The sequence below is a fragment of the Microbacterium sp. JZ101 genome (genome assembly GCF_053903175.1).
On the sequence record NZ_CP096400.1, the window covers coordinates 1,212,961 to 1,225,829 of the forward strand.

17 protein-coding genes and 1 tRNA gene are annotated in these 12,869 nt (G+C 70.8%); 11 read left to right on the top strand and 7 right to left on the bottom strand.

The features are described from left to right. Positions 1–77: 77 nt before the first annotated feature. From M1D56_RS05555 to M1D56_RS05565, 3 genes are all read left to right on the top strand, one after another. Positions 78–151 (top strand) — tRNA-Pro (locus M1D56_RS05555). Between the two features lie 176 nt (positions 152–327). Further along, positions 328–1,146, top strand: coding sequence for a hypothetical protein (locus tag M1D56_RS05560; RefSeq protein WP_456284911.1), 819 nt, complete (start codon positions 328–330; stop codon positions 1,144–1,146). Next, complete coding sequence (locus M1D56_RS05565) at positions 1,103–1,720, top strand: pPIWI-associating nuclease domain-containing protein (RefSeq protein WP_456284912.1); 618 nt, start codon at positions 1,103–1,105, stop codon at positions 1,718–1,720. The genes M1D56_RS05560 and M1D56_RS05565 overlap by 44 nt, the downstream gene beginning before the upstream one ends. A 184-nt stretch (positions 1,721–1,904) precedes the next feature. On the opposite strand, the gene M1D56_RS05570 is transcribed toward M1D56_RS05565, so the two are convergent. Further along, a complete protein-coding gene (locus M1D56_RS05570; RefSeq protein WP_456284913.1) occupies positions 1,905–2,255 on the bottom strand; it encodes a hypothetical protein in 351 nt (116 codons plus the stop codon). Between the two features lie 156 nt (positions 2,256–2,411). Here M1D56_RS05570 and M1D56_RS05575 point away from each other — a divergent pair, with 156 nt between their 5' ends. After that, positions 2,412–3,212, top strand: coding sequence for an alpha/beta fold hydrolase (locus tag M1D56_RS05575; protein WP_456284914.1), 801 nt, complete (start codon positions 2,412–2,414; stop codon positions 3,210–3,212). Between the two features lie 98 nt (positions 3,213–3,310). Next, entirely contained in the window at positions 3,311–4,027 is a 717-nt protein-coding gene (locus M1D56_RS05580; RefSeq protein ID WP_456284915.1) for a lysophospholipid acyltransferase family protein, read from the top strand. Between the two features lie 49 nt (positions 4,028–4,076). Here M1D56_RS05580 and M1D56_RS05585 read toward each other — a convergent pair whose 3' ends face one another. From M1D56_RS05585 to M1D56_RS05605, 5 genes are all read right to left on the bottom strand, one after another. Then, positions 4,077–4,724, bottom strand: coding sequence for a haloacid dehalogenase type II (locus tag M1D56_RS05585; RefSeq protein WP_456284916.1), 648 nt, complete (start codon positions 4,722–4,724; stop codon positions 4,077–4,079). Between the two features lie 123 nt (positions 4,725–4,847). Continuing rightward, positions 4,848–5,498: a M23 family metallopeptidase gene (locus M1D56_RS05590; protein ID WP_456284917.1), complete on the bottom strand. Its 651-nt coding sequence runs from the start codon at positions 5,496–5,498 to the stop codon at positions 4,848–4,850. 7 nt (positions 5,499–5,505) lie between these two features. Further along, positions 5,506–6,387: an ADP-dependent NAD(P)H-hydrate dehydratase gene (locus M1D56_RS05595; RefSeq protein ID WP_456284918.1), complete on the bottom strand. Its 882-nt coding sequence runs from the start codon at positions 6,385–6,387 to the stop codon at positions 5,506–5,508. After that, positions 6,371–7,153 carry a histidine phosphatase family protein gene (locus M1D56_RS05600; RefSeq protein WP_456284919.1) on the bottom strand — a complete coding sequence of 261 codons (783 nt, stop codon included), beginning with the start codon at positions 7,151–7,153 and terminating at the stop codon, positions 6,371–6,373. Before M1D56_RS05600 ends, M1D56_RS05595 begins: the two co-directional genes overlap by 17 nt. A 49-nt stretch (positions 7,154–7,202) precedes the next feature. Next, complete coding sequence (locus M1D56_RS05605; RefSeq protein ID WP_456284920.1) at positions 7,203–7,358, bottom strand: hypothetical protein; 156 nt, start codon at positions 7,356–7,358, stop codon at positions 7,203–7,205. A 59-nt stretch (positions 7,359–7,417) separates the two neighbouring features. On the opposite strand from M1D56_RS05605, the gene M1D56_RS05610 reads away from it, so the two are divergent. Beyond that, complete coding sequence (locus tag M1D56_RS05610) at positions 7,418–7,825, top strand: VOC family protein (protein ID WP_271173352.1); 408 nt, start codon at positions 7,418–7,420, stop codon at positions 7,823–7,825. Between the two features lie 29 nt (positions 7,826–7,854). Here the strand turns inward: M1D56_RS05610 and M1D56_RS05615 are convergent, their stop codons facing one another. After that, complete coding sequence (locus tag M1D56_RS05615; protein ID WP_456284921.1) at positions 7,855–8,250, bottom strand: TraR/DksA family transcriptional regulator; 396 nt, start codon at positions 8,248–8,250, stop codon at positions 7,855–7,857. A gap of 155 nt (positions 8,251–8,405) precedes the next feature. Here M1D56_RS05615 and M1D56_RS05620 point away from each other — a divergent pair, with 155 nt between their 5' ends. From M1D56_RS05620 to M1D56_RS05640, 5 genes are all read left to right on the top strand, one after another. After that, complete coding sequence (locus M1D56_RS05620) at positions 8,406–9,005, top strand: NADPH-dependent FMN reductase (RefSeq protein ID WP_456284922.1); 600 nt, start codon at positions 8,406–8,408, stop codon at positions 9,003–9,005. Between the two features lie 27 nt (positions 9,006–9,032). After that, positions 9,033–9,893: a Rieske 2Fe-2S domain-containing protein gene (locus M1D56_RS05625; protein ID WP_456284923.1), complete on the top strand. Its 861-nt coding sequence runs from the start codon at positions 9,033–9,035 to the stop codon at positions 9,891–9,893. Positions 9,894–9,907: 14 nt separating this feature from the next. Beyond that, positions 9,908–10,549, top strand: coding sequence for a UdgX family uracil-DNA binding protein (locus tag M1D56_RS05630; protein WP_456284924.1), 642 nt, complete (start codon positions 9,908–9,910; stop codon positions 10,547–10,549). Positions 10,550–10,611: 62 nt separating this feature from the next. Continuing rightward, on the top strand, positions 10,612–11,154 hold the full coding sequence (locus tag M1D56_RS05635) for a PadR family transcriptional regulator (protein WP_271173347.1): 543 nt from the start codon (positions 10,612–10,614) through the stop codon (positions 11,152–11,154). Positions 11,155–11,159: 5 nt separating this feature from the next. Continuing rightward, the gene (locus tag M1D56_RS05640; protein ID WP_456284925.1) at positions 11,160–12,845 is read left to right on the top strand and encodes an ABC1 kinase family protein; all 1,686 of its coding nucleotides are present in this window, start codon (positions 11,160–11,162) and stop codon (positions 12,843–12,845) included. The last annotated feature ends 24 nt before the right edge of the window (positions 12,846–12,869 follow it).

Here is a 12,869-nt window from a genome sequence, read left to right on the forward strand (position 1 = left end):
ACGCGGCGGTCGTGTGGGTTCGCGGCACCTCGTTCGACCCGGTAGACTGTTCGAGTTGTCCGCGTCCGCGCGGGCTACGGGATGTGGCGCAGCTTGGTAGCGCACCTGACTGGGGGTCAGGGGGTCGCAGGTTCAAATCCTGTCATCCCGACCGAGAAGGGCCCGGAAACTCGCAAGAGTTTCCGGGCCTTCTGCATGTCGGGGATCGCCGAGGACACCTAAAGGGCACGCGTTGTTCACAGGCGTTCCGATCAGGCGTGTCGTGGGGCTGGCATCTCGAAAGCGCCGCTAACGTGCGATCACGGGCAATCTAGGATGGGATCAGACATGAGCGATGCCGACGCTGCCAGCGCCGACAACACGGGCGATAAGAAGACGCGCAAGGCTCGTCTATCGCAGGAGGACGTCCCTGGATTTCCGTTGGACCAAGCTCTCCGAGTGGCGCGTTCAATCGCAGAGAACTACGCCTTCAGCCCCACGAAACCGTTGAACGTTGCAGCGGGTATGGGGGTCACCCCAACCTCTGGATTCTTCCGTGGCGTGACAGGAGCAGCTGTCGCTTACGGTCTAACAACGGGAGGCTATAACGCGGCAGAGATCGGGTTGACACCGCTAGGACTCCGTATCGTTCGGCCGACGACCGAGGGCGACGATCTGGCCGCGAAGCGAGAAGCGCTCCTGAAGCCGAAGATCGTCGGTGACTTCTTGCGCAAGTACGACAATGCGGCGCTTCCTGCCGAGGCGATCGCGAAGAACGTTCTCCAAGAGCGGGGTGTCCCGGCGGCCCGTGTCGATGCCGTCTATGACCTAATCATCAGCGGTGCCAACGAACTGGGATTCCTTCGTGAGTTGAGTGGCAAGCGATACGTGGACCTGAGCGGTGTGGCAAGTCCAGGTGAGGGCAGCTCTACCGTCGACGCCGGGGTCGAACAGATCTCGCCCATTGCCCCTCTTGTCCCGGTGCTTCCGCCGGTGACACGTCCCGGGGGCGGCGCTCCAGCCGTAACAGTTTCGTCCGGGGTCAATATCAACATCGAAATTCACATCGCCGCCGATGCCAGCACGCAAACCATCGACGACATCTTCAAGAGCATGAGTCGATATGTCCTCAGGCCTGACGGTGACGGCGATGCGGGCAGTGCCTGAAGCCAGCCAGCCGTCGCCGGAGTATCTGCGCCGTATCCGGGAATTTCAGACCTTTGCACGCGAGGCTGGTCGTCCGGCGCGTCGGGCTGAGGTTTCCGTGCCGGCCCGGGCGCCTTTGTCTGGTCGGGACGCGGAGATCCTCGCTCGTCTTCGCTCCCTATCGCCAGCTCTGGCCGATTCATTGGATCAGGCGCTCCGTGATCTCAATGATGAGACTCGGCTGAGCTACATGGGGCCTGCGGGGGAGATTCGGGAGGTGATGCGAGCGGCGATTCAACTGCTCGCGCCCGACGCTGAAGTTCGTAAGCAAGCTTGGTTCAAAGGCGTCCAACAAGGTAACAAGATGAATCCGACCCAAGCAGAGCGGACGCGTTACGCGATTCAGCGCCAACGGGGGAGTGAAGACCACGCGCGTGAGCTCGATGGGTTGATCGATCAGTCCATCGCCAAGATCGCACGCGAAACGTACGCTGCGGGGAGTAGTGCCTTGCACGCCGGGGCGGCGCAGATGCAAGTTCGAAAGCTCACGGGGTGGGTCTTTGCCGTGCTGGATGAGGTGTTGCCTGAACGCTAGGCCCCGATGGCTCGTGCCGAAGCAACGCGGCGCTCGCAGCCGAGATGTGCACCGAGAAAGCGGCTCGGTGTCAAGTACCGACGTTGGTGGAGGCTTCGTGCTGGCCCGTGAGGAGGGCGTGGGCGGTCTCGTATTCGGTGGGTGGGACCATGCCGATCTCGACGTGAAGGCGCCGGTTGTTGTATCAGTCGATGTATTCGGCGACTGCGATCTCGAGGGCGTCGATGTTTCGCCAGGGCCCGCGGTTGCGGACGAGTGCGACTTTGAACAGGGAGTTGAAGGCCTCGGCCATGGCGTTGTCGTAGCTGTCGCCGACGCTGCCGACGGAGGCGACTGCCCCGGCTTCGGCGAGGCAGGTGGTGTAGCGGACTGCGACGTATTGGACGCGGCGCTCGCTGCGATGGACGAGCTCGGACAAGTCCGCTCCGTCGCGCTGGCGGGCCCAGATGCCCGTCTCGAGGGCATCGAGGGCGAGAACGGTGCAAGCTGGTGGAGACTGCCAGCCGACGATGCGACGGGAGAGCATGTCCAGCACGAACGCGGCGTAGGCCCAGCCGGCGAAGGGGTCCGGACGCAGGTCAGGTCCGCGACCCAGAGCCGGTTCGGCGCGGTCGCTGTGAAGTCGCGCTCGACGAGGTCGGGACGGGTGGTCGCCTAGGCTTCTTCTGTTCACGGCCCGCAGGAGCAGAGCATGACGGATTCCCGACCCGCAGTCGTTCTGATGCACGGCTGGCCGGTCACTCGTCTGCACTGGCGACGGCTCACGCCGGCGCTCGCGGACGCGGGGTTCGCGGTCGTCGAGTTCGACCTCCCAGGGCTCGGCGCGGCGGTGCCGCCGGAGCTGCCGGACCTCGCGAAGCAGTCGCTGGCCGAGTGGATGCACGACTCCCTGCGGCGGCGTGGGCTCGAGCGGTACGCGGTGATCGGCCACGACTGGGGTGGCACCGTGGCCACCCTTCTCGCGGCGACGGCTCCGGACACGGTGACCGCCCTCGTCATCGAGGAGGAGATCCTCCCGGGCGTGGATGTCGCCATCCCGGCCCCCGGCAGCGATCACTATCCGAGCTGGCACGGGCCGTTCAACCGGGCAGCCGGACTCGCCGAGAGCCTCGTGCCCGGTCGCGAGCGGGCTTACTACGGCGGGTTCCTCGCGCAGAGCGCGGGGCCGCACCCCCTCGATCCCCAGATACTCGACGAGTACCTCGCCGCGTACGTCGGCGAGGAGCGACTCGCCGCAAGCCTCTCCTATTACCGCACTGCGGAAGTGGACGCGCGTGCCGTTCGTCGAATCGCCGACGACCCGATCCGCACGCCGGTGCTCGCGCTCGGCGGGGAGTTCGGCATGGGCAGCGCCGTCGAGGAGGGGATGAGGGGTCTCGCGACCGACGTCACCGGCCGTGTCCTCCCTGGAGCGGGCCACTATCCGGCCGAGCAGAATCCCGCCGCCGTCATCGACGCGGTCATCCCGTTCCTGAGCGCCCACGCGGACTGATCTGCGGGGCACGCGCCCTGCGCTCACCAGGTCGGGCTTCGCGCAGTGCGTCGGCTCTCCTCACCGCCATCGGCGCCCGGCCCGGATAGGGTGACGACGTGCCAGCCCCCGTCTCGCCGACTCCCGCCGCGGCGCCGGTTCCCCGCCCCGGCGCCGTGTACTTCATCGGCCGCGTCATCCTTCGTCCCCTGTTCTGGCTGCTCTACCGCCCGCGCGTCACCGGGCGAGAGAATGTGCCGGCGAGCGGCCCCGTGCTCCTCGCGAGCAACCACCTCGCGTCGCTCGACACGGTCATCATCCCGACCTCCGCGACGCGGCCCGTGCAGTTCCTCATCAAGTCGGCGTACTTCACCGGCCCCGGGGCTCTCGGCCGCGCCAAGCGCTGGTTCTTCACCTCGATAGGCGGGGTTCCCGTCCAGCGCGCCACCGGACGCGACGCCCGTGCCGCGCTCGACGCGGGAAGCAGCATCCTCCGGGCAGGCAGCGTCTTCGCGGTCTTCCCCGAGGGCAGCCGCTCGCGTGACGGCAGGCTGCACGACGGCCACGGCGGCGCGGCATGGATGGCCCGCGACACCGGCGCCGCCGTCGTGCCCGTCGGCCTCATCGGAACCGGGACCGTCGCGCCGTTCAGCCATCTCCTCCCCGGGCGGCCGCGACTCGAGGTGCGCTTCGGCGAGCCGCTCGACCTCACCGACCTCGAAGGCATGCCTGACGGCAAGGCGCGCCGTGAGATCACCGAGCGCATGATGGCTGCCATCGCCGCACTCAGCGGACAAGAGCGCTCGGGAAGCGTCAACGCGTCGTCGCGGGACTGACGCGCGGCGCGAGGCGGCGCGCGCAGCGACCTCGTGGCCGCAGCGCGGCTCAGCTCACGAGCTCCCGCAGCGAAGAGATCGTGTAGTCGTACGCGTCCGACGCCGCGGGCGCGTCGGCATGCGGGCGTGGATAGTACGCGGTCTGGAACCCGAACCCCTTCGCAGCGTCGAGGTCCCACGGATGCGCGGCCACGAAGACGCACTCCTCGGGGATGAGGCCGAGGGCGTCGATCGCGAAGCGATACGCCTCGGGCTGCGGCTTGAACGCCCGGACGAGGTCGGCCGAGAGCAGAGCGTGCCACCGCAGCCCTGCCGCTGCCGAGAACGCGGATGCCGCCGGGAGCGTGCTGTTCGTCAGCCCGACGACGCGTGCGGACTCCGCGAGCGCGGTGAGTTCGTCGGCGGCGCCCGGGAAAGCGGCCAGGGAGCATCCGACCCGCCGCAGCGCCTTGAGCTGTGCGCGCCCCGGCCGATGCTGCCGCTCCTGCAGCACGCCCCTCAGGGCCTCCGACCGCAGCGACTCGTAGTCGGCCCAGTCGCGCTCGCCGCGGACGACGGCGTCGACCTCGGACCCGAGCCCCGCCTGCCATTCACGCGCGAAGGCGAGCGTCTCGGCGTCGGAGAGGCGGAGCACCTCCGCGACGACCCTCTGCACCGTGCCCACTTCGTCGGTCAGCGTCCCGACGATGTCGAACACGAAGGTTCGCGGCCGGGCGGATGGGCCGTCAAGGATCCTCTGCGCACGCTCCACACCGCCACGCTAACGGCGCACGCGACAGCACATCCGGCTCGCCGGGATTCGCGCAGGGTCTTCGGAGCTTCACGAGCCCGACGGGGGAACGACTGCTCGGGGATGCGCGTCTGCGTCGATGACCTCGCCGTTGGCGGGGAGCGTGCCGTTGAAGGTGATGCCGACGGCACCGGCTCGCACGATGTCGCGGCTGTCGAGCGCCTGCATATGGACGTGGGGCTCGGTGCTGTTTCCCGAGTTCCCGCATTCGCCGAGCACGTCACCGATCCGCAGCTCCTGCCTCGGGCGCACGGCGACACTGCCCTGACGCAGGTGGCACAGCGCGACGATGACGCCGCGCTTCTCGATCAGGACGTGGTTTCCGGCCAAGGCGATCCAGCCGGCCCTGGCGCGACGCCGCTGGGTCAGCGCGTAGCGGAGCGAGGGCAGCCCGCGATAGGCAGGGTGATCCGGCTCGCCGTCGTGCACCGCCAGGACGACACCATCGACAGGAGCCAGGACGGGGCGCCCGAATCCGGGGAACCTGTCGACGGGTTCCGGCTTCACGAGAGAGCCGAGGGTGATCGGGGCGGTGCGCCCGATCTCGTCGACGGGAACGAAGTCGATGGCGTAGTCCGTCGCGAACAGCCGCGTCCCGTGGCTGGGAACCCGGTTCGCCGGACTGTTCCGCACGAGCCAACGGCCTGCGAAGGGATATCTCAGATCGATCGAAGTGCTCATGTCGCTGTCACCTCACGTCCGCGATGACCCCGGGGAACCGTGGCGCGAGCTCTCCGGCGAGGAAGCCCACGCCATCCGTGCCGCGGGCGAGCTCGTCGCCCGCGGTCGCGTGCACGTACGTGGCCCACACGGCGGCGCGAGCGGGGGAGACCCCGCGGGCGGCGAACCCCGCGACGGCGCCCGCGAGGACGTCGCCGCTTCCCGAGGTGCCCAGGCCCGCTCCGCCCGCGCGGATGGCCCAGGCGCTGCCATCCGCATCGGCCACGAGCGACTGCGTCGCGACCGCCGCTCCGTATCGGCGGGCCGCCTCGCGGGCCGCTCGCCGGATCTCGCGCGCATCAGAGGCATCCACCTCGTCCTCGTCGAGCAGCACGCCGAGCTCGGTCGGGCTCGGCGTGAGGATGAGGCGCCCGCGAACGGCGGAGGCGAGGTCGGGATCGGCCGCGAGCGCACCGAGAGCGAACGCGTCGACGACGAACACAACCGACTCCGGCGCCTCGGCCGCGAGCGACGCGAGCAGGCGCCCCGCGACCTCGATGTCGTCGAGTCCCGACCCGATGAGCACGGCCTGCACGCGGTCGAGCTCCGGAACGAGAAGGGCGCTCGCCTCCGCACGGACGGAACCCTGGTCCGTCTCCGGCAGCGCGACGATGCCCGACTCGGCAACCGCTGCGCCCACGGACGGTGCGACGGAGCGCGCCACGGCGAGCGTGATCCGACCGGCGCCGACCCGGAGGGCGGCCGTTCCGGCCAGGATGGCGGCGCCTGGGCTGCGCAGGGCCCCGCCGACCACGAGCACGGTGCCGCGCGAGTACTTCGAGTCGCCAGGGTCGGGAAGCCCCCAGCCGCGCAGCAGCCGGGGCGTGACCCGCTCACTCCGCAGAGACACGCGATTCCGCCTCCGCGTCGTCGGGATGCCCGGGGTCGATCTCGCCCCCGCTGGGCAGTGCGTCCCGGCGCCCGGTGTGCAGCGTCGCCTCGACGCCCGCCTCGATCAGATGGCCGACGTCGCCGACGCGCGCAGCGCGCCAGCCTCCGTCCGCCCGCTCGAGCACCGTCGCCGATGCGTTCGGCACGGGCTCCTCGATCGCCGCGGCGAGGACGCGGCGCTCATCCCACCCCTCGAGCACGTACCGGATCAGGTGGACGACCGCCTCGTGCACGAACACGACGCCGGTCGCGGCTGCCGCCCCGGCTGCGTCGGAGAGGAACGAGCGCAGTCGCAGCGCGACGTCCGCCCACGACTCGCCGCCCGGCGGACGATAGAAGAACTTGCCCAGATGGTCGCGTCGCTCGGCCTCCGACGGATACCGCGCGACGACGCCGTGCGAGGTCAGGTGATCGAGCACGCCCAGCTCGCGGTCGCGGAGGCGCTCGTCGCCGACCGCGGGCGCGCCGAGCTCCGCGAGAGCGTGCTCGGCCGTCTGCGCCGCGCGTCGATACGGAGACGTCCAGGCGATCGCATCCCCCGCGCCGAGCGCGCGCAGCGCCGAGCGGAGCGCGGCCGCCTGCGCCTCGCCGGTCGGGGAGAGCGGTGTGTCCGCGTCGCGGTACGGAAGGTCGATGACCTCCTCGCCCGCACGCTCGGCGGCGCTCGCCGCCTCGTTGCCGACGCTCTCGCCGTGGCGGATGAGGATGAGCCGCTGGAGTGCCATCGTCCGAGGCTAGCGAGCGGCCCCCGCCGGTCGGCAACCCCTTGCGCGCCTACGCGCTGCGGGCGTGATCCTCGACGTCGGGCTCGGCCCGCAGCACGTCGGCGATCTCCTCCTCGGGTCGGGGCGCGACGGTCTCGTCGTCTTCCAGCTCGGGCACGCTCGGCTCGCCCGGCGCGGGGACGTGATGCTCTTCCTGTCGAGACATGGCGGCTCCTTCGCTCGCGTCGTGCACAGCGTAACGCGGTCGTCCGCGACACTGGGGGCATGGCACTTCTCGACCATCTCGGAATCACCGTGGAAGACCTCGCGCGGGCCAAGGAGCAGTACCACCCCATCCTCGAGGCGCTCGGCTACACGTGCGGATTCGACGACGGCGGCTCCGTCTCCTGGCAGCGCGGCGACGACACGGAGTTCATCATCTATCCGCCCCGCGAGCCCGACAGCGGGCCCCACCGTCACGGGCGGGTCGGATGGCAGCACCTCGCGTTCGCGGTCGACTCGCGCGAGGAGGTGGACCGGATGCACGCGATCGCGCTCGCCGCAGGGTGGACGCCCGTGCGCGACCCCAAGGAGTACCCGCGCTACACCGACCGGTACTACGCGTCGTTCGTCGAGGATGACAGCGGCATCCGTCTCGAGTTCATGCACAATCCGCCGGCCGACGCGTCCTGACGAGGGCACGGCCCCCGCGATCCAGTGGATCAGCGCCGCCGCTGCGCGCGGGCTGCGCACACGACGCACGTGCGTGAAGCGGGCCGGGCGAGCAGCCGTTCGCGGGCGATCGGCTGACCGCAGCTCTCGCAGACGCCGTACGCTCCTTCGTCGATGCGCGTGAGGGCGAGGTCGACGTCGGCGAGGTGAGCGCGCGTCGAGACGAGCAGGGCGCTCGTCTGCGAGCGCTCGAGCGCGATCGTCGATCCCTCGGGGTCGTGCTCGTCGTCGGTCGCCGTGTGGTCGGCGGCGCCCACGATGTCGTCGAACGCGCCCGTGAGGGACGCGATCTGCGCGCGGGCGCGTCGGCTCTCGTCGACGAGCAGCTCGCGGAGCTCCGCGAGGTCGCCCGGCGTGAGCGCGGCCGCCTCCTCGGGACCTGCCATGCCCTCTCCTCCCGTCGTTCCCGCCAGCCTTCCACGCAGCACCGACATCGACCATCCGCGGCCGCATGCCGACATCGGCGAGAACGCGCAACCCCGTGACATGCCGGGGGCCGACGCGCTATACCGAAGTGACCCGCAACGAGAAGGAGCGTGTCATGACCCATCGGATCGGCTACCTCGTCGGCAGCCTCTCGCAGGACTCCATCAACCGCGTGCTCGCGAAGGCGCTCATCCGCCTCGCGCCCGACAGCCTCGAGCTCACCGAGATCCCCATCCGAGACCTCCCCCTGTACAACCGCGACGACGAGATGGACCCGGTGCCCGCGGTGACCGAGTTCAAGGCCGCCATCGAGGGGTCGGATGGGCTGCTGTTCGTCTCGCCCGAGTACAACCGCTCGATCCCGGCGCCGCTGAAGAACGCGATCGACTGGGGATCGCGGCCGTGGGGTCAGAACTCCTTCGCCCGCAAGCCCACCGGCATCATCGGCGCATCGGTCGGAGCGATCGGCACCGCCGTCATGCAGTCGTCGATGCGCAGCGTGCTGAGCTTCCTCGATGCACCGCAGCTGAACGCGCCCGAGGCCTACATCACGTTCAAGCCCGAGGTCTACGGCGACGACGGCGAGGTCGCCGACGAGGGCACGGAGAAGTTCCTCCGCCACTACATGGACGAGTACGCGGCGTTCGTCGAGCGCGTGCTCTCGGTGACGCTGCCGGGCCACATGGGCGACTCCGACCCCGACACGATGCACTGACGCGCGCGAGACGAAGGAGGAAACGACATGCAGGCACCGAAGATCGTGAACGACCTCGTCGAGCGCATCGGGAAGGCGAAGGAGCTCGACGGCATCGTCGAGAAGGTGAGCGGATGGGTCGCGGCCGTCACGAAGGCCGCTCCCGTCAAGAACGCGCTATCGGGCTCGTGGCTCGGCCACCAGCTGCACCCTGTCCTGACCGACCTGCCGATCGGCGCATGGGGCGCGGCGACGGCCCTCGACCTCCTCGGGGGCGAGGACAGCGCGGAGGCCTCGCGCAAGCTCGTCGGACTCGGCCTGGTCGCCTCGGCGCCGACGGCGCTCGCGGGCGCGGCGGACTGGTCCGACACGTACGGACCCGACAAGCGGGTCGGCCTCGTGCACGCGGCGACGAACGGCACGGCCTCCGTGCTGCAGGCGGCATCGTGGGTGGCGCGCCGACGCGGCCACCGGGGCGTCGGCGTCGCGCTGAGTCTCGTCGCGGTGAGCGTCACGCTGGCGTCGGCCTACCTCGGCGGGCACCTGTCCTACGTCAAGGGCATCGGCGTCAACCACACCGCGTTCCAGAAGACGACCCGGAAGTGGAACGACGTCGCGGCCGACGACGAGATCCGCGAGGGCGAGCTCAACAGGGTGACGGTCGGCGACACGCCGCTTCTGCTCGTGCGCCAGCGCGGCGAGCTCCACGCGCTCTCGGCCACCTGCACGCACGCGGGCGGGCCGCTCGACGAGGGCGAGCTCGACCCGAGCGGCTGCGTCACGTGCCCCTGGCACGGAAGCCGCTTCCGCCTCGACGACGGCAGCGTCGATCGCGGCCCCGCGAGCGTGCCGCAGCCGCGCTGGGAGGTGCGGGTCGACGACGGCCGCGTGCTCGTGCGCGCGGCCTGATCGGACGGATGGCGATGGCCGACATCGATCGCCCCGGCGCCGGGGAGTGGGTTCCCGAGGGAGCGGATCTGGACGGCCTTCGGCAGGCTGCCGAGACGTGCCGCGGCTGCGAGCTGTGGGAGGACGCGACGCAGGTCGTGTTCTCGCGCGGCTCGCCCGCGGCGCGTCTCATGCTCGTGGGGGAGCAGCCGGGTGACCGCGAGGACCTCGAGGGGGAGCCCTTCGTCGGCCCGGCGGGCCGCGTCCTCGCGGACGCCCTCGACGCCGCGAGCGTGCCGGATGAGGATGTCTACCGCACGAACGCGGTCAAGCACTTCCGCTTCGAGCGACGCGGCAAGCGGCGCATCCACGAGAAGCCCGCCGTCGGCCATCTCACCGCCTGCCGACCGTGGCTCGAGGCCGAGATCGCCCTCGTTCGGCCATCCGCCATCGTGGCGCTCGGCGCGACCGCCGCGCGGTCGGTTCTCGGCGCCCCCGTGAAGATCGGCGAGGCACGCGGCACGGTGCTCGAGTCGGCGGACGCCTCGGCGACGCCGACGATCGTGACCGCGCACCCGTCGAGCCTGCTGCGCATCCGCGAGGCGACGGATCGGCAGACGGCCTTCGATCGCCTCGTCGACGATCTGCGGACCGCTGCCCGGATCGCTCACGGATGACCCTTCCCCGATCGCTCTCGACGACATATCGTTGAGTATCGTTCGAGATGAAGGAGACGATCATGAGCGGTTCGTTCCCGGCCGGCGGCTTCGGCGGCGGCAACCCCCTCGAGGGCATGTGGCAGATGATGGAGCAGCTGCGCTCGTCGTTCGACAAGCGCGGCGGCACGCGGATGGGGCGCGGCGACGTGCGCGCGGCCGTGCTCGTGCTCCTCGCCGAGCAGCCGATGCACGGCTACCAGATCATCCGCGAGATCGAGGAGCGCACGGGCGGCAGCTGGAAGCCCAGCGCCGGCTCGGTGTATCCCACCCTGCAGCTCCTCGCCGACGAGGGACTCGTGCGCGCCGAGGAGTCGGGCGGCCGCAAGACGTACGTGATGACCGACGCCGGCCGCGAGGAGGCCGCGCGCGCCTCCGTCCCGTGGGGGTCGCCGTCCGAGGGCGCTGAGCGCCCGGCGTTCACGGCGCTGCCGAAGGCCGGTCTCGAGCTCGCGCAGGCCGCGGCCCAGGTCGGCCGCACCGGCACGCCCGAGCAGGTGCAGCAGGCGGTGGATGTGCTCGACGAGGCACGGCGCCGGCTGTACGCGATCCTGGCGCAGGACTGAGCGGGGTGGCGGCCGCCGGCGCGTCGGGCGCGCCCGTCGACGACGTCTCCCGCGCGCGCTACCGTCGCATCCTCCGCTTCGCGGCGCGGAACCTCGCGATCGAGTGGTGGTACGAGCTCGTGCTGCCGCGCATCGGCCTCGCGGGCGTTGCCGAGCGCACGAGGACGCAGCGTCTGACGCGCTTCGCGCGGCGCTTCCACGCGCTCGCCGTCGAGCTCGGCGGGCTCATGATCAAGGTGGGGCAGTTCATGTCGTCGCGCCTCGATGTGCTCCCGCCCGAGATCACCTCCGAGCTCGAGGGCCTGCAGGACGAGGTGCCGCCCGTGGCCTTCGCCGACGTCCGCGCGCTCGCGGAAGCCGAGCTGGGCATCCCGCTCGACCGTGCGTTCGCGGCTGTCGACGAGACCCCGATCGCGGCCGCGTCGCTCGGACAGGCGCACCGCGCGCGCCCTGCCGCGGCCGACGCGGCCCAGACGGGCATCCACGGCGTCGTCCTCAAGGTGCAGCGCCCCGGCATCGATGCTGTCGTCGACACCGACCTGGCGGCGCTCCGGCGGGTCGCCGGATGGCTGCGCCGCGTCCGCGTCGTCCGCGAGCGGGTCGACATGCCCGCGCTCATCGAGGAGTTCGCCCAGACGTGCCGCGAGGAGATCGACTATCTCCACGAGGCCGCCGCCTCCGAGCGCTTCGCCGAGGACTTCGCGGGCGACGCCCGCGTGGCGGTGCCGGCCGTGCTCTGGGAGCGCACGACGCGCCGCGTCCTCGCCCTGGAGGACGTCACCGCGATCAAGATCACCGACGCCGACGGACTGCGCGCGGCGGGCATCGACCCGGCCGAGGTCGCGCCCGTGTTCGCCTCGGTCATGTTCGACCAGCTCTTCGTGCACGGGTACTTCCACGCCGATCCGCACCCCGGCAACATCTTCGTGACGCCGACGGGCGGCGGCTCGTGGCGGCTCACCTTCATCGACTTCGGGATGATGGGCGAGGTCCCGCCGAGCACCCGCGCGGGGCTGCGCAAGGCGCTCATCGCCGCGGCAGCTCGCGACGGCCGCGGTCTCGTCGACGCGATCCGGTCGGTCGGCGCCCTCCTGCCCTCCGCGGATGTCGCCGAGCTCGAGCGCGCGCTTGCTGCGCTCTTCGCCCGCTTCGGCGGGATGGGGTTCGCCGAGCTCCGCGAGGTGGATCCGCGTGAGTTCCGCGACTTCGCGGCGGAGTTCGGCGATCTCGCCCGTGCGATGCCTTTCCAGCTGCCCGAGAACTTCCTGCTCGTCGTGCGCGCCATGTCGCTGACCTCCGGGGTGTGCAGCGCGCTCGACCCGCGCTTCAACCTGTGGGACTCGGTCGAGCCGTACGCCGCGCAGCTGCTGCGCGACGAGGGCGGCAACGTCGTGCAGGATGTCGCCAAGGAGGCGCTCGACGCCGCAGGCCTCGCGCTGCGCCTGCCGAAGCGGCTCGACGGCCTCATCGGGAGGATCGAGGACGGCTCCGTCGAGGTGTCGACCCCGCGGCTGGATCGGCGCCTGTCGCGGCTCGAGAACCTCGCGCGGCGGCTGGGCTCCGCGATCGTGTTCAGCGCGCTTCTCATCGCCGGGGCGATCCTGCACGCGGGCGACGCGGCGCTCGGTGGCTGGCTCATGGCGGCCTCCGCGCTCCCGCTCCTGCACGCCGTGTTCGCGCGCGGGCGCTGAGTCGGCATCCAGACGGGTTCCTAG